This window comes from Sphingopyxis sp. (genome assembly GCF_016463645.1).
In the GTDB taxonomy this organism is placed as follows: domain Bacteria; phylum Pseudomonadota; class Alphaproteobacteria; order Sphingomonadales; family Sphingomonadaceae; genus Sphingopyxis.
In genome coordinates this window covers 26,350-41,142 of sequence record NZ_JAEMQX010000026.1, presented here as the reverse complement: position 1 = coordinate 41,142, position 14,793 = coordinate 26,350, and the positions used below count along the sequence as shown (strand labels likewise).

Sequence of the window (14,793 nt, the reverse complement as noted above, 5' to 3'; positions counted from 1 at the left end):
TTTACGCTACTCCCGCCTACCGCTCAGACACCCCTTGGTGCATAAGAGCGGCTAGGCGCCATCAATCTTCCCGGTCACGCATCGCACCAACCCGCGTCGCCTTATTGAGCCTGTTGCAACATAGGCATCAGACGGCGCGGAGCTCGGCGCCCTGCGGGACCAGTCCGGTTTCCACGAAGCGCCAAAGCGCGATTAGCAATTTTCGGGCGAGCGCCACAATCCCGACCTTGGCCGCGCGCCCGCCGTTTCCCTTGAAGCGGTTGCGATACCAAACCGCCAACTCGCTGCTTGGCTGATATCGTAGCCAACACCACGCAAGCTCCACCATCAGAACGCGCGTTCCGTGGTTGCCAGCCTTGCTAATGCCCTGATCGCGTGAGACGTCTCCACTCGCGTAGGGCGCGGGGGCCAGCCCAAGAAAAGCAGCGACGTGTCGTCGGCTTTCAAACTTGCGGCAAAACACCTCGGCAACAAGCATCACTGCGCTGTTGGCACCGATGCCCTTGAGTTGCTCGAGACGGATCGCTTTTTCGCGGCACGGAAACGTCGAGGCTTCGTCCAGAACCACATCGGCGCGGTCGCGTTCAATGCTTTTGATCTGTTCATTGAGCAGCTCGAGGCGACCGAAGCACCGCTCAATCTGGCGACGAAGGTTTGGCGGCAGCAGCCGTCCATCGCCGGTACGCATATCGTCGAGTTGCTTTGACCAGTCACCGCCGCTGATCGCTTTGACCGACTGGATGCCTTGTAAGGCCAGTAGTCCCCTAATTCGCGAAATAATCCGGGTGCGCTCGTGCACAAGATCGCCACGCTCGCGCATGACTCGGCGCGCATCTTCCTCATCCGGCGTTGGCACATCCACGACACGACACACGCTTTTGTCACCTGCGAGATAGGCTTTGAGGATACCGATCATGGCTTCGGCGTCGATGCGGTCAGTCTTCACGCGCTTGCCGCGGCGCGATACAAGGAAGCTGGCAGGATCAAGAACGTAAGTATCGATGCCATTTGCCCGCAACAGTCGTGCCAGCCAGAAGCCATCATAGCCGATCTCGAAGCATAGGCGAATGGCGGCGGGCTTACCAATACGCTCGCCCGTCTTGCTTTCGAGATTGCGAAGGTGACCGAGTAGGGCTGCGCTGTCGCCCGCGGGAATCGTACGCAGCGAGATCTTAGCCGCACCTGGCGTAAGCGATGCCACAAGCCAAGTGCGTTTGCTGAGTTCGACGCTGACAATGACAGAGGTCTGAACGCAATAATCCGATGACTGGTTCTCCATGAGACGTTCTCCGCGAAAGTTGACGGTTCAACGGAATAGCCGAAACCGATCTGCATAGGATCTATTATGACCCGAGCCTGCAGTACGGTTCGGAAGATCCGACCGACGCGTCGCGCACCGTGCGCGTCATTACCATCATGCTCTACGGCGAAGACTGAGCACGCCGAGTACTGCGCTGCAACCCCAGACTTCGATCATGCGGGCGGCTCGCGAGTCGACCGTCGTCCGTCAGCCAAATCCGAAGGAAACAAACCATGCCCTACTTTGCGGCAAAACCTTGCGCGCGTGCAGAAGACGCGCCCGGCCTCGTCACCGATATCGCCTCGCTGACGCTCGTGCTCAGCGATGTCGAATACGAGGCCGCAGCCATTCTCACCTTTGATCCCGAAGCTACGCTCGCACCCGGCGCACTGCTGGCGAACGGCTGCGGCGACGGCAGCGTCCATATGGTCGCCGGCAACTGCTTCCCAATCCAAATCTGGCGGCAACTTGCACGTGCCTGCACGCGGTGGACGCCGCACCACGACGACACGGCACGCCTTGCTGAATTTCTCGCCGAGCGAACCGCGATGGCGAACCTCGCCACACAAGCTGAAGATCTGTCTACGCTAGCAACCGATGCAGATCTTCGCACCTGCGCAATCTGCGATGGCGGGCCGGGTAACGACTGCGCCTGCTGGTGCGGGGCGAGGAAATTCGATCCCGCGCCAGCAGGCAGTGCGATCCTAGGCTCGTCTCCCGGCGTCAGCTCGAACGGCTCCGCGCTCTGAGTGTCGCTCCCCGCGATGCGAAGCCCGCGAACCTGGCAACCTCCCACATACAGGAGACACGGCGATGCTTGCCTGTTCCATTCCACCAGTCACCGTTTCGACCGACAAAGGCGAAAGAGAAGCTGGCGCCTCGGTCCCACACGCTTCCGTGCCTTCCTGGGTAGCACTGACGAGTGCCGAACTTTCCCTCGCATTCGCGATCGAGCCCTGCGGAACAGACTCGACGATCGATGCCGTCCGCCGGCTCGCCGAGTGCGAGCCACGCATCGCACGGTACGTCATACCGCTCGCGCAATTCTCGGAAAGCACCTGGCTTCGCGTCGCGCAGAGTCTCATCATCTCGGCTACGACAATCAACCCGACCCGCGGGCTTCACGGCCTGATCCAGCGCCGCGGTCTATATTCGGTAACCTTGCCTGTGGAAGAACGCTTCGTTGCGCTCGACTATCGAGATGTCGGCGCGACCCTCATCCGTGCTCCAGGGTCTCGCAACGAAGCACGCCAGCGCCTGTCCTCACAAACCGGCGACGGCTTCGACTGCTATATACCTGTCACCGAAATCGGTCTCCAGGTGCGCGACCAGCTTCGTGCGAACTCAGCTTTGCCGTTCGCTTCGGTCCTCGATCGCAACGATCTCACGACTGGCGCGCCCAAAGCCCACCTGTGGGCGTGGATTGAGGAACTCAAACTCGCCCTAACCGTCCAAACACCAGAATCGAAAGGGGCGCTCGACATGGCGGGTGCGATCATCTCGTTCTTGCTGGATCGCATAATGGCGCAACCAGACGGTCTCGACCTGCTGCGGCAACATTGTCCGATCCGCGATGTCTTTCTTCGCGCGCTGCGCGCCAACAAGCCCGGCGCAATCACCTAGGCCTGCGCGATCCGCCCATCACGTTTCGCCGTCCTCATTTTCCCCGGTGCAGGCGCACTAAACGTCCCAGCACTCATGGCCTCTCATCGGCGCCGTGCGTGACCCGCTCGGCGCACTCGCGGAAAGGCCTTTGCGCCTTCTCTGTTCCACGCCTTGAAGGTCAAACAGCCGAGCAAGAGGAAGTGGAGGGGGGAAGCGCGGGACCATCCTGAAATCGGAGCATCGTTATGACCGTTCTCACGAACGTCCCCCAACATGCGGCAGCGGCAAGCGCTACGGCGACGCCTCTTCCATCCTCCGCCTGCCCCCAACGACCGCCGGTTGTCGTCGCTTGGGGAGCTGGAGTTGATTCGACCGCAATGATCATCGAAATGCACGCGCGCGGCGACCCGATCGATATGGTCCTCATCGCACAGATGCCGGAGCGCCCGGAGACGCTGGCGTTCATCCCAATCTTCCGAGCATGGATGGATCAGCGCGGTATCCCGAACGAGATGGTCCGCTATCAGCCCAAGCGTTTCAAACACTGGCCGCCCTATCACGACCTCCTCGAAAACTGCCTGACCAATGGCACATTGCCGTCGATCGCATTTGGTTCTGGCCGATGCAGTTTGAAGTGGAAAGTCGCGCCTCAGGACGCTTGGACCAAGGTCTGGCCGCCGGCGCAACGCGCCTGGGCGCGCGGCCAAAAGGTTATGCGCCTAATAGGGTTCGACTGCGGTCGCCGCGACAGCCAGCGCTACGCCCATGCTGAAGGCTACTCCGATGAACATTACACTTATCGCTACCCGCTACGCGAATGGGGATGGGACAGGGACGCCTGCAAGGATCGGATCCGGTCCGCCGGCCTTCCCGTGCCGGTCGCAAGCTCCTGCTTCTTCTGCACCGGCATGAAGCCCGACGAAGTGCGATCACTCCCTGCGGAATATCTACGAATGATCGTGCTTATGGAAGCGCGCGCCCGTCCCCGTCTGCGCACGTGTGAAGGGCTCTGGCGATCGACCACCAAGGGATTGCGGGGCAGCGAAGCAAAGCCCGGTTCGATGACGAGCTTCATCCGCACCGAAGGATTGCTCCCGGTCGAGGAAGTCGATCGCATAGCGCGCGAGACGCCAACGCAGCTTATCGCCTTTCTCGACGCTGCGGCGCAGGTTCCTCTGCAGGAGCGACCGACTATGGGTAGTTGGCTCGATCGCTTCCATGCCGTCCCATGCACGCTGCAGGCACTGGACCCGGCCGATCGAGCCGCATCGGCGTAACGCCGGTCGGTGCAGCACAGCCGTTGCTATTCTTCTTTCTCGCTTCGCAGCAAGTCGGCGGGTTCTATCCCAAGGGCAACCGCGATCTGGCCCAATATAGTCACGCTGGCCGAAACCGCCGCTCGCTCGATCGCGCCGATATATCGCGCACTGATGCCCGCCCGATCGGCAAGCTCCTCCTGCGTCAGTTGTTTGTCATGACGTAACCGACGCAGATTCCTCGCCATGATCTCCTTGAGATCCATGAGCGAAGGGGAAACATCATCGGAATGATCGTTCTAGGAACGATCGTTCCGAATCGTCTTGCACGCATCGATAGGTGTCGCAATTGTCACGGTGATGCGAGGCCATCCTCGGGAGCCGCTCATGAACATTGAACTTCGCGCATTGCAGCTCACTATCGATGCCGACAGCCAGTTGCCACGGTTCGCAGCGCAGATCTGGATCGATGGAGAACAGGCATTCGCGGCCGACAATCATGCCTCCGACGGGGCAATCCGTTTGCGGGCAACCGGGGCACTCGACCAGGCGTTGGTCGACGCAAGGATTGCATGCTCCCACCCCGCCATCTGTACCGACGGCCATCGCATCGCAGCTAGTCTCGAACTCGAGGTTGCCAGACTTGTCGACCATGCGGCGATCATGCAAGAAATTCGCTCACGCCTGCGCCACTCCCTGTTGGTCATCGAGAGCGGCCGCGTCATCGCCTATCCCGTGCAAGGCGAAGAGCGCGGTCAACTTGCATCGGCGGTTCTGAAGCGCTCGCCCAATGCCACGTTTCTCGACCCCTCCGACGAGGACGGGATCAATCGGGCAGCCGCACTCATCCTTGGAGACGACGTTCTCGGGTAGCAGCGCGCACTAACCGCGCCGAAAACGCTCCCCGCCACAAATCGAGCACATCGACGCTAAGATCACACATCGATCAATGCGTAGGAAGAAACCGAACCTGTAAAGACGACCCTGATGCTTTCACGCGACTTGGGTGTCGATTGACTCAGGCGCCGGCATGGAGGAGTTCTCATAAAGATGACCGTCATCTCGATGATCCCACCTGAGGCCCGCACTGCCGTGGACAGGTTGTTCGAACTTGCGTCGAGCGACACCGGCCAAGCTCGGCGCGCCGCGAACTTTCTACTCGCCTGGCATAACGGAGCAGACTGGGGCGGATTCGACATCGCAGACCTCTTCGCAATCGATCGCGCTGTCGCTGCCGACATGGCCACCTTGTTCGCCTTCCTCGGACAACATGGCGGCGCAATCTACCCTGAAGCATTCGGCCACCAGTCCTCAATCGAGCGCATACTCTACCAATGGCGGGATCTGGGCTCCGACGAGGAATAGGCGTCCCACATTTGCTATCGGTGTTGGGCTCGGTTGGATCAGGGCCGCCATTTCCATAGTAAGAGAATGAGTGAAGGGAGGGGCGTCTCCCTACGGGACCGCGCTCTATTCCGCTTGACGCCCACGCCCGCTACGCGGCCGCGGGCACCAAGCTCCACCGAGCCGCGCGGAGCGCGTCTCGGCCCTTCGGGTGACGATCGCTGACGCACGAAGGCCAAAGGCCTTCCTAAGGGAAGCGGTCCCGGCGGGACCGCGCGTTACTTGCCGGGCTGGCCGCGTCGGCACGCCGCGGCCAGCATCGTCCTTCGACCCGGTCGTTCATCGCACCCTGCGCCACCCTCGCCAGTGTCGCCGGCGTATCGGGGGCCGGCCGGGGGAGCAAGGGCTGCCTCCGGCCAAGAAAATCTAAGAGAAAATGGGGGCTGCCGACGTTGTTCGCGGGGCGAGGGCCGGCAGCCCCCATTTTCTCCAAGATTTTCTAAAGGCCGCAGCGCGACGTCCCTTGCTCCCCCGTCCGGCCCCCGACACTTGCGCCCCAGGCGAAGGTGGCTCCGGGCGCGATGAACGACAGCCCTCGCCATGTCTTCGGACGATCAGTCAAGAATTGCTTCGCAATGCGTTTTTCCGTGGGTCGCTGACGCTCCCGGTTCAGGCTCAGGTTCACCATGCACGATGAATTTCTGTCAAGAAAACAATATGATAGACCGATTTCTCCGCCTCTTGTAAAAGGAAGGCGTCGGAAGGGGAGACGCCCCGGACGGCACCAACCCCCCGGCGATGGAAGCGCCGGACATTCGGAGTAAGAGCTATGAATATCGGCAATCTCAAGCGCAACGACGATGGCGTCTTTACCGGCCGTCTCGTTCACCCGGACTTTTCCGTCACCATCTATCTGGCCTCCGTCACGCGCACCAAGGAGCGTTCGCCCGTCTGTGACGTCATGGGCATGAACCCTTCGCGCGAATGGGCAAAGCTCGGCTCGTTGTTCGAGCAGGCGGGACGCGAAACCGGCCTGATTTTCTATCAGGGTTCCATCATCCCTCCCAAGACTGACGGGAAACGCTACTATATCAAGCTTTTCCGGCAAGATGACGGCAGCTTCAATGTGTCGTGGGACGAACCGGCACCCGCGCGCCGCGCCACGATCAACAGCGCCGACATGGGCGAGCACGAACCCGGCCAGCAATCCGATGACGGACTTGGCGAAAGCACCGCGCCCAACGGTGGACTGCCCCCCATCCCGGCGGGCGCTCCCGCAGACCTTGGCAGCGCCAATGACGCCGCCAGCCGTCGCGGCAAGGCCACCAAGGCAAATACGGAGGAAGCCGCCATCTGAAAAGCGATCGGGCCGGAGTGATGGAAGCACTCCGGCCCATTTCGCCCCTGCCAGCCATTCGGAGTCGAACCCATGGCACGAACGAAATCACAATCTTTTAGCAGCTTTACCGACTTCGCAGAAGTCTATGCGAGCCTCACCAGCGCCGACAATTTCGAGCACGGCTTTACCGAAACCATCGTCGAATCGCGCCTGTCAATCGCGGCGGAACCCACCGACGCCGAAATGCCAGACCCCGAACAGGCGCGCCTCTGCATCGAAGAAATCATCTCAGCCATCTTCCGCCTCACCCAAGAGTCGCGGCTGGAAGAATACGCCCAATCCCTCGCATGGGGATTCGTCAATTCCTTCCATGTCGTCGCCGGACGGATCGACCGCGCCGAAGATCAGGCAGCGCAGGAACTTGGCGACCTCGCCCGCGCCTTCGACCCAAGCGAAGTCTATCAAAGTCAGGTCGAGGAACAGCAGCAGCTTTGCCAGTCGCTTGCCGAAGCACGCGCCGCCCTCGAAGCGATGCGCGACCACGCGGGCGAAGTCTACCGCATCGAAACCGGACGGCCCTTCAACACTACGCGCGGCAGCCGCACCAGCGGCCCCCTGTCCGCCTCGCAGATCGAGGCAATCGACTGGCTCAAGGCGCGCGAAGCCGAAAAGCATTTCGAGCACAACCCCAAAGGCGTCAACATCCTCGTCTCCGGCGGACCCTGGGAAGATTGCGACATGGTTTTCCAGCGTCTCGACGCCATCCGCGAACGCTATCCCAATATGGCGCTCCACACCGGCGCGCGCTGGACAGGCATCGAACAGATCGCGAGCGACTGGGCCGCCAACAGGGGTATTCCCATCGTCCTTTGGCGCTTGAAGAAGGATATGGGAAGCCGAGCCGCCTTCTATCGCAACGAACAATGGAACCGCACCAAATTCGCCGAAGCCCTTATCGGCGAAAACACCCATGTGCAGGTGGACCTCGCCCGCAAGCTGCGCGCCCGAAACGTCCCTTTGCATATCCTGCGAAAGAACGAACAGAATGGTGGACAAGGCCCGCGCACCGTTACCGAAACGCGCGCCGAAGGACGGCACTTCACCAGTCGCGACCGCGAACCCCTGATCGTCCCCGATCAACCGCGCCAATGGGCCTGACTGGCCCATGCAACCGGGCGGCCAGCCAAAAGGCTGGCCGCTTCCCCGCCGAAGGAGTTCACCACCATGACTGAAGAAACCTCGACCGGTGATGCCGAGCCGTTCAGCCAGCTGGAGATACTACGCGAACTTCTCCGATCAGCCAGCGATGGCAAACCTCTCAGCCAACAGGAAATGCTGCACGAACTTCTCAGCGACGAATGCCCTCTTACCGTCGAAAATCGCGCGGGAGAGGGTTGGCAGGATGCCGATTGGATCGCACACTTTCGCGACCTGGGCTATGCAATTTGACCCCAGCGGCCGGCTTGGGCCGGCCGCGCTTGGGGCGGGGCTTCCAGCATAGGTTTCGTCTCGGTCGTGCCCGGAATTTTGGGCCGGACGGCTTACGCCGTCCGGCCTTTTCTTTTGCGGAAAAACCCCACCGCGATCAGGCAAGACGCCGCGCAGCTTCCGCAACGCCCAGCGCGGCGATCCGCTGTGCGATCGGGGCGAACTCGGCTCGCGTGATATCGGCCAATCCGGCCTCGACTATCACCGTGCCCAACTCTTCACCCACACGCTGTATGATATCCCGTTCCCGCGCTTCCAGCTTCGCCCGCTCGCTCGCAAGACGCGCCAATGCCTCCAGATTGCTCGGTCCTTTTCGGGCCATGCTCGACTCCTTTCACAGTTTCGACCATTCCCGTTTGCCGTCCGCCACCATAGCGCACGCGACTTCAGGCGCAACGTCGCCATGGTCCCGCTTTGGACGGCCTGCGGCCGCATCGCGCCCCGCCGGAAGCCGGAAACCGCCCCGATCGGCCCGGATCGGGCCACGACCATGCACCACCCGCCCACGCACAGCATTTCTTTGCACACCTTATGCACCAAGGTGCATGGTTAACCCGTTGTTTCGCAACGAAATATTTTCGAAGCCGAGCGCATCCCGACGGGATGCGCAGTGGCCAGCCAACATGATTTGGCTGTTATCCGCCGTTTTTGCGGGATGCAGCGGGATGCGCAAGCCGGGATGCGTTTTCGTTGCCGACAAGCGCTAACACGTCTAGTATGGAGGCCTTCTTGAGATCCCCCCAGCCCCAACCGCAAGGGGGCTGTCGTGCGACATACCTTCGTCCAAACTTCTCTCCGCATCGAGGCGGAGCTGCCAGAGCGCTTCGATCGTATCGCGGCCCAGGAAGGGATTACCCGCGCCGCGGCCATGCGCATGGCCCTGCGCGCCTATGCCGACGCGGCCGAGCAAATCGGCTCGAGCCAACGCCGACTGGCGCACATCGCCGAATATATGCAGATGGCGATCGACGTCATCATCCGCGAGCAATTCCCGGAGTACCGCGACCGGCTGGTCGAGGAAACACCGCGCAGGGTGGAGCGCTATCATGGCGCTTCCTGACAAGCGGATCGACATTCGCAGCGACGGGCGGGCTGTCCCTCTCACGCACCATTCCGCGCGCGGGAAAGTGCAACGCAACTCGGGGAACTTCACACGCGGATCACAGCTCCTCACGCACGAAGTCCTGATGTTCCTCGCGGGCGCCAAACTGCCCTTCCTCGTCTGGTTCCTTGTATTTGCACTCGCCTATTCGCTGATCCTGGCTTTCACCTTAGCAGAGCACGAGATCCAGCTCATTCTCATGAAGATTTACGCGTTTCTGTGGGACTGGGTCGAGTTCGATCCGATGAAGCGGGTGAATCTCGAACTGCCGGACGGCAGCATCCGTTACACGGTGATGGCCATCGTACAGTCCGTACCTCAGGTGGAGGCAGCCTGGGCCAAGGCGCTGCGCGGCATCTTGGGTGCAATCCTGGTCGCTACATTCGCGGCAATCCCGCTTGGAATCTGGTTCGTCGACCTATCCCGTCGGCGGGGCAAGACGATCCTTCAGGAACGCCACGAGCGCGGCGCCATGCTGGTCGACTTCGGCCTCCTTCACGCCGAAGTCGTTGCGCACAATCGGGCGCGCTTTGAAACGGAAGCGCGCGAACTCTTTCCCGATCGGACGCCTGCGGATGTCCTCGCGATGCCCTTTGCGGAACGCAAGGCGGGAGGAATCCATCACCCCTATTCGCTGGCCGGCGTTCCTTGGCCGCACCGCCTCGAACAATCGCATGCGATGCTGATCGGAACGACCGGCGCGGGCAAGACCACCGAACTCAGAAATCTCGTGCGGCAGATGCGCCAGCGCGACGACAACGCCGTCATATTCGACCTGACCGGTGCCTATGTCGAAGCGTTCTACGATCCCGAACGGGACACCATCCTGAACCCCATGGACCAGCGCTGCCCCGCATGGTCGATCTTCAACGACTGCTCAAGTTACAGCCACTTCACCTCGGCTGCTGCTGCGCTGATTCCGGCCGATGGCGGCTCCTCAGAACCGTTCTGGGCGCTGGCGGCACGCACCCTCTTCATCGAGATGTGCGTGCGTCTTCAGGAGCGGGGACAGGGGACCAATCTCGCCCTCTCGGAAAATCTGATGACCGCCGATCTCAAGCGTGTCCATCGCTATCTGGTCAACACCATCGCCGACCCCCTGACGGCACCCGAAGCCGCCCGAATGGCGGAGTCGATTCGCGCCGTGTTCAATACCAACGCGCAGGTCCTCCGCTTCCTCCCGGACGAAGGCGAACCATTCTCGATCCGGCGCTGGATGACCGCCGAGAAGCAGCCCGGTGCCATCCTTTTCGTGACGTCCAGCTACGACGACATGGATTTGAACAGACCGCTACTGACGCTGTGGATGAACCTCGCGATCACCAGCTTGATGACGATGCCGCGCACACGCTCGCTGCGCACCTGGTTCATGTTCGATGAGGTCGGCGCGCTGCACCGCCTGCCAGCAATCGAGAAAGGCTTGCAGACAGCGCGCAACTTCGGCGGCGCGATGATCCTCGGGCTGCACAGCTTCCAGAAACTTGTCGAGGTCTATGGCGAGGAAGGCGCCCGAAACCTCGCCTCCCTCGCGCGGACCAAGCTGATCCTGGCAACCGGAGAGATCAAGACCGCCGAAGAATGCTCGCAATATATAGGAAGCCGCGAGGTCAGGCAGATGGATGAGGCTTATAGCTATGGCTATAATCAGACGCGTGACGCCTCGACCCTTACGCCGCGAAAGCAGATCGAGCCGCTGGTCATCGCCGACGACATAACCAACCTTCCCTCGATGTGCGGCTATGTCAAATTCCCTGACGGCTTCCCGGCCGCGCGCATCGAACTCGAATGGCGCAACTACCCGATCGTGGCCGAAGGTTTCCTTGCACGCCCGAACATACAACCAGTGCGCTCGCGTCGCGCTGAAGCCGTCTTCCACGACGAGGGCGATAGCGAGGCCGGCGGCCGCGACGGCGCGGTCCAGATGGCGGATCCAACCGCCGAGCCTCTCAATATCGCCCGCGACCTTGCCGCTAACATCCTCAACAACGAACCGGAAGAGACACGGCACACCGCGAATGCTGCCGGGATCCTGCGTGATGCCGACGGCAATGTCGTAAATCGTGCCACAAGCACGACGCGGGAAGGTCCGGACAACCGCCAGACAGAAGCCGATGGCGCTGCCGTGCGAGGCGATCGGGCGCGCGATGAGCGCATCGCTCCCATGCGTTCAACCGAGGTAGAGGACCAGACACTGCGCGAACTGCGTGAAGATTATGGCAGTGAACGAGAGGCCGACCGCGACGATTTCGATGTGGGTCTGTGAGCCATGCTCTCGATGAGTTCCATCCGCTCGGCGGCTGGCAGCGCCGAGTATTTCACGAAAGATGACTATTATACCGCCGAAGGAGCGGCCGAAGCCAGTGCCTGGGGCGGGGAGGGCGCCGATGCGCTCGGTCTTGACGGACCTGTCGACAAGGATGCGTTCGAGAAGCTGTTGAACGGCGAATTGCCTGATGGCGAAAAGGTTGGACAGGTCGAGAACCGCCAGCCGGGGATGGATCTGACCTTCTCCATGCCGAAGTCGGCCTCGATCATGGCCTATGTCGCGGGAGACCGCCGGATACTGGACGCCAACATGGCTGCGGTGCGCGATACGATGCGCTGGGTCGAGAAGAATCTCGCCGAAGGGCGCAAGGATATTGAAGGCCGTAAGGTGCCGATCCGGACCGGCAACCTCGTCTATGCGCTTTTCGCGCATGACACGAGCCGTGCGCTCGATCCGCAGGGCCATATCCATGCCGTCATCAAGAACCTCACCCGCATGCCCGACGGAAAGTGGCAGGCGTTGCACAATGGCGCCATTTGGCGTCACAACACCGTGATCGGCTCGGTCTACCGCGCCAACTTGCGCGATCGTATCGAGCAGCTGGGCTATCGGATCGAAACCAGCGGCAAGCACGGCATGTTCGAGATCGCCGGCGTCGCGAAGGATGTAATCGCCGCCTTCAGCCAGCGCCGGGCCGTAATACTGGAGAAAGCCGCAGAACTGGGAATTCGGACACCGGAAGGGCGCAACGCGGTGACGATCACGACCCGCGACCCCAAGCTCAACGTCGCCGATCGGCCCGGATTGCACGAGGAATGGAAGGACAAGGCCCGCGCGATGGGATTCACCGGTGCGCAGCTGCTGTCCGCCGCGCTCGAGCGCAGCGCGGAGCGGACCGACCGCGGTATCCTCGCGCGCGGGTTCGAGGCGGTCAACGCCGCCATTTCAGGCGCCATGACCAAAGTTGGCGAACTGTTGCGGCCCGACGATCCCCTCGTGGACCGAGGTCTCGCCCGCCTCGTACAGCTCCCCTCAACCGCGCGCGCGCAAATCGCGGTCGCGTCCGCCGTGCGCATCCTCTCCCAGCGCGAGGCGGCTTTCGACCGCCATCGCCTGTCGAAGGCCGCTCTGGATCTCGGGCTGAAGGGTGTGACCATCGACGCGGTCGAAAGCCGGATAGAGCAGCTCATGGAGCGGGGCACGCTCATTCCCGGCGTCGCGCGTCATGATGGCACGATCGATGCCGTGACGACCGCTGAGGCGCTCGCGACCGAAATGAAGATCCTGTCGGAGATGGAGCGCGGCCGCGGTGAGGGGAGGGTGATCGTGGCCGCCGCTGCGGCGCCCGCACTGCTTCAGGACCAGGCGCAGCCGCCGCTCAACCGGGGGCAGCTCGCGGCCGCCACGATGATCCTGTCCAGCGAGGATCGCATGGTGACGGTGCAGGGGAATGCCGGAGCCGGGAAGTCGACGATGCTTCGCGCGGTGGCCCGGGTCGCGGAAGCCCAAGGTAAGACCGTGCTAGGCCTCGCCTTCCAGAACAAGATGGTCCAGGATTTGAGTAGCGGCGCGGGAATAGAGGCGCGCACCGTCGCCGCCTTTCTGATCGAACATGGCAGGCACCTGCGGCAACCTGCAGGCCCCGCGTTCGACGCAGCGCGAGACGCGATGAAGGACACAGTCCTCGTGCTCGACGAAGGATCGATGGTCTCCAACGATCAGATGCTGCGCCTTCACGAAGTCGCCAACTTGCTTGGCGTCGACCGGCTCGCGCTGGTCGGCGACAGAAAACAGCTTTCCGCGATCGATGCCGGCAAGGCCTTCGCGCTTGTTCAGGCCGGCGGGGCGACGATGGCACGCATGGATCAGAATCTGCGCCAGCAGACGCCGGAACTTCGCACCGTCGCAGCCCTGGCCAATATCGGTCAGCCACGCCGCGCTATGGAAACATTGGGTGACAAGGTGATAGAGGATAAGGAGCACGTCGCAAGGGCGGCGGAGATGTGGCTCACGCTCGACCCGGCGGCAAGGGAGCAAACGGCGGTGTTCGCATCGGGGCGGGAGACCCGCGCCGAGCTCAATCGACTGATCCAGGAAGGGCTTGCCGCCGAGGGAACCCTCTCGGGTCCGGCCGTCAATCTTACGGTTCTCGAAAGGAACAATCTCACGCGCGAAGAGCTGCGCTATGCCGCGAACTATACGCCCGGTCTCATGCTTGAGGTGGCCGCGCGCGTTCCAGAGATCGGGCTCTCGCGCGGCCTCTACACAATCGAACGGCAGCTTGCGAACGGCCGGATCGAAGTGTCGGAGGGCAGGCGCAAACATCGGTTCGATCCTTCCCGGATTCCCGCGCGCCTCAAGGATGACCGGCTGAGCATGGCGCAGAAGAAGGAAATCCGTATCCAGGCGGGCGACAAGATACGCTGGACCGCCAATGACAAGGACCGCGGCTTGCACAACAGCGCACTGGCCCGGATCGTCGCAATCGACGGGAACTCCGTCGTCGTCGAGACGGCGAGCCGTCAGGAGATCAGGCTCGACGCAGGCGACCCGATGCTGGGCCGCATCGACCTTGCCTACAGTCTGAATATGCACATGGCGCAAGGAATCACGGTCGACAATGCGATCGCCGTCATGTCGTCCCACGAGCGCAACCTGTCGAACCAGCGACTGTTCAATGTCGCGGTCACGCGTGTCCGTTTCGAGCTCCATATGGTGGTCGACGACAAGGAGAAGCTCGCCGCAGCGCTAAGCAGAAATACCGGCGACAAAACTTCTGCGCTTGAAACGACGGGACGGCTGTCGGTGGAGAACAGGGGCCTGGGACCGGGCGGCGCCTCGCAAGGAGGCCTTGCGTCCGGTCCCTCGACACCGCCACCAACACTGCCGCCCGAACTGGACCGACCGCCGGGGGGCGGAGAGTGGCCCTCAGATGAGCCTGCCCCGCCGCCTATCCCAAAACCGATGGCATCGGACGGACCCAGCCTTAAAGCGCCCGATCCGGGCAGGGACGGCAAGGCGCCGGCGCCGACCTTGCCGCTGCCCGAGCGCAGCCTTGGGCTGGACCTCTGACATGGACAGATGCGGGCAGCG

The 14,793-nt window shown here is 62.1% G+C and carries 15 protein-coding genes; 12 read left to right on the top strand and 3 right to left on the bottom strand.

From position 1 onward, the window contains the following. Window positions 1–127: 127 nt before the first annotated feature. A complete protein-coding gene (locus JHC57_RS08080; RefSeq protein ID WP_011950467.1) occupies window positions 128–1,279 on the bottom strand; it encodes an IS110 family transposase in 1,152 nt (383 codons plus the stop codon). Between the two features lie 35 nt (window positions 1,280–1,314). Between JHC57_RS08080 and JHC57_RS08075 the strand changes: the two genes are divergently transcribed. From JHC57_RS08075 to JHC57_RS08060, 4 genes are all read left to right on the top strand, one after another. Next, window positions 1,315–1,437, top strand: coding sequence for a DUF3768 domain-containing protein (locus JHC57_RS08075; RefSeq protein ID WP_366928534.1), 123 nt, complete (start codon window positions 1,315–1,317; stop codon window positions 1,435–1,437). Between the two features lie 96 nt (window positions 1,438–1,533). Then, complete coding sequence (locus tag JHC57_RS08070) at window positions 1,534–2,049, top strand: hypothetical protein (protein WP_294029497.1); 516 nt, start codon at window positions 1,534–1,536, stop codon at window positions 2,047–2,049. Between the two features lie 64 nt (window positions 2,050–2,113). Then, on the top strand, window positions 2,114–2,923 hold the full coding sequence (locus JHC57_RS08065; protein ID WP_294029496.1) for a hypothetical protein: 810 nt from the start codon (window positions 2,114–2,116) through the stop codon (window positions 2,921–2,923). A gap of 359 nt (window positions 2,924–3,282) precedes the next feature. Next, on the top strand, window positions 3,283–4,182 hold the full coding sequence (locus tag JHC57_RS08060; protein ID WP_294029495.1) for a hypothetical protein: 900 nt from the start codon (window positions 3,283–3,285) through the stop codon (window positions 4,180–4,182). 26 nt (window positions 4,183–4,208) lie between these two features. On the opposite strand, the gene JHC57_RS08055 is transcribed toward JHC57_RS08060, so the two are convergent. Further along, entirely contained in the window at window positions 4,209–4,409 is a 201-nt protein-coding gene (locus JHC57_RS08055) for a helix-turn-helix transcriptional regulator (protein ID WP_294029494.1), read from the bottom strand. 139 nt (window positions 4,410–4,548) lie between these two features. On the opposite strand from JHC57_RS08055, the gene JHC57_RS08050 reads away from it, so the two are divergent. From JHC57_RS08050 to JHC57_RS08030, 5 genes are all read left to right on the top strand, one after another. Next, the gene (locus tag JHC57_RS08050; RefSeq protein WP_294029493.1) at window positions 4,549–5,034 is read left to right on the top strand and encodes a hypothetical protein; all 486 of its coding nucleotides are present in this window, start codon (window positions 4,549–4,551) and stop codon (window positions 5,032–5,034) included. A 177-nt stretch (window positions 5,035–5,211) separates the two neighbouring features. After that, window positions 5,212–5,526 carry a hypothetical protein gene (locus tag JHC57_RS08045; RefSeq protein ID WP_294029492.1) on the top strand — a complete coding sequence of 105 codons (315 nt, stop codon included), beginning with the start codon at window positions 5,212–5,214 and terminating at the stop codon, window positions 5,524–5,526. Between the two features lie 808 nt (window positions 5,527–6,334). Continuing rightward, window positions 6,335–6,862: a DUF736 domain-containing protein gene (locus JHC57_RS08040; RefSeq protein WP_294029491.1), complete on the top strand. Its 528-nt coding sequence runs from the start codon at window positions 6,335–6,337 to the stop codon at window positions 6,860–6,862. A gap of 72 nt (window positions 6,863–6,934) precedes the next feature. Continuing rightward, window positions 6,935–8,002 carry a DUF2493 domain-containing protein gene (locus JHC57_RS08035; RefSeq protein ID WP_294029490.1) on the top strand — a complete coding sequence of 356 codons (1,068 nt, stop codon included), beginning with the start codon at window positions 6,935–6,937 and terminating at the stop codon, window positions 8,000–8,002. Window positions 8,003–8,068: 66 nt separating this feature from the next. Continuing rightward, window positions 8,069–8,293: a hypothetical protein gene (locus JHC57_RS08030; protein ID WP_294029489.1), complete on the top strand. Its 225-nt coding sequence runs from the start codon at window positions 8,069–8,071 to the stop codon at window positions 8,291–8,293. A gap of 136 nt (window positions 8,294–8,429) precedes the next feature. Here the strand turns inward: JHC57_RS08030 and JHC57_RS08025 are convergent, their stop codons facing one another. After that, the gene (locus tag JHC57_RS08025; protein WP_294029488.1) at window positions 8,430–8,654 is read right to left on the bottom strand and encodes a DUF6437 family protein; all 225 of its coding nucleotides are present in this window, start codon (window positions 8,652–8,654) and stop codon (window positions 8,430–8,432) included. 444 nt (window positions 8,655–9,098) lie between these two features. On the opposite strand from JHC57_RS08025, the gene JHC57_RS08020 reads away from it, so the two are divergent. The 3 genes from JHC57_RS08020 to mobF are packed head-to-tail and all read left to right on the top strand — an operon-like array spanning window position 9,099 to window position 14,772. Continuing rightward, complete coding sequence (locus tag JHC57_RS08020) at window positions 9,099–9,392, top strand: ribbon-helix-helix protein, CopG family (RefSeq protein ID WP_294029487.1); 294 nt, start codon at window positions 9,099–9,101, stop codon at window positions 9,390–9,392. After that, the gene (locus tag JHC57_RS08015) at window positions 9,379–11,697 is read left to right on the top strand and encodes a type IV secretion system DNA-binding domain-containing protein (protein WP_294029486.1); all 2,319 of its coding nucleotides are present in this window, start codon (window positions 9,379–9,381) and stop codon (window positions 11,695–11,697) included. The genes JHC57_RS08020 and JHC57_RS08015 overlap by 14 nt, the downstream gene beginning before the upstream one ends. A gap of 3 nt (window positions 11,698–11,700) precedes the next feature. Beyond that, the gene (gene mobF, locus JHC57_RS08010; RefSeq protein ID WP_294029485.1) at window positions 11,701–14,772 is read left to right on the top strand and encodes a MobF family relaxase; all 3,072 of its coding nucleotides are present in this window, start codon (window positions 11,701–11,703) and stop codon (window positions 14,770–14,772) included. Window positions 14,773–14,793 lie beyond the last annotated feature (21 nt).

Excerpts from the sequence above, each read along its gene's own strand:
- JHC57_RS08025 (WP_294029488.1), bottom strand. The coding sequence starts at position 8,654 with ATGGCCCGAAAAGGACCGAGCAATCTGGAGGCATTGGCGCGTCTTGCG.
- JHC57_RS08015 (WP_294029486.1), top strand. The coding sequence starts at position 9,379 with ATGGCGCTTCCTGACAAGCGGATCGACATTCGCAGCGACGGGCGGGCT.
- JHC57_RS08055 (WP_294029494.1), bottom strand. The coding sequence starts at position 4,409 with ATGGCGAGGAATCTGCGTCGGTTACGTCATGACAAACAACTGACGCAG.
- JHC57_RS08035 (WP_294029490.1), top strand. The coding sequence starts at position 6,935 with ATGGCACGAACGAAATCACAATCTTTTAGCAGCTTTACCGACTTCGCA.
- JHC57_RS08065 (WP_294029496.1), top strand. The coding sequence starts at position 2,114 with ATGCTTGCCTGTTCCATTCCACCAGTCACCGTTTCGACCGACAAAGGC.
- JHC57_RS08050 (WP_294029493.1), top strand. The coding sequence starts at position 4,549 with ATGAACATTGAACTTCGCGCATTGCAGCTCACTATCGATGCCGACAGC.
- JHC57_RS08045 (WP_294029492.1), top strand. The coding sequence starts at position 5,212 with ATGACCGTCATCTCGATGATCCCACCTGAGGCCCGCACTGCCGTGGAC.
- mobF (WP_294029485.1), top strand. The coding sequence starts at position 11,701 with ATGCTCTCGATGAGTTCCATCCGCTCGGCGGCTGGCAGCGCCGAGTAT.
- JHC57_RS08040 (WP_294029491.1), top strand. The coding sequence starts at position 6,335 with ATGAATATCGGCAATCTCAAGCGCAACGACGATGGCGTCTTTACCGGC.
- JHC57_RS08080 (WP_011950467.1), bottom strand. The coding sequence starts at position 1,279 with ATGGAGAACCAGTCATCGGATTATTGCGTTCAGACCTCTGTCATTGTC.
- JHC57_RS08060 (WP_294029495.1), top strand. The coding sequence starts at position 3,283 with ATGATCATCGAAATGCACGCGCGCGGCGACCCGATCGATATGGTCCTC.
- JHC57_RS08070 (WP_294029497.1), top strand. The coding sequence starts at position 1,534 with ATGCCCTACTTTGCGGCAAAACCTTGCGCGCGTGCAGAAGACGCGCCC.
- JHC57_RS08030 (WP_294029489.1), top strand. The coding sequence starts at position 8,069 with ATGACTGAAGAAACCTCGACCGGTGATGCCGAGCCGTTCAGCCAGCTG.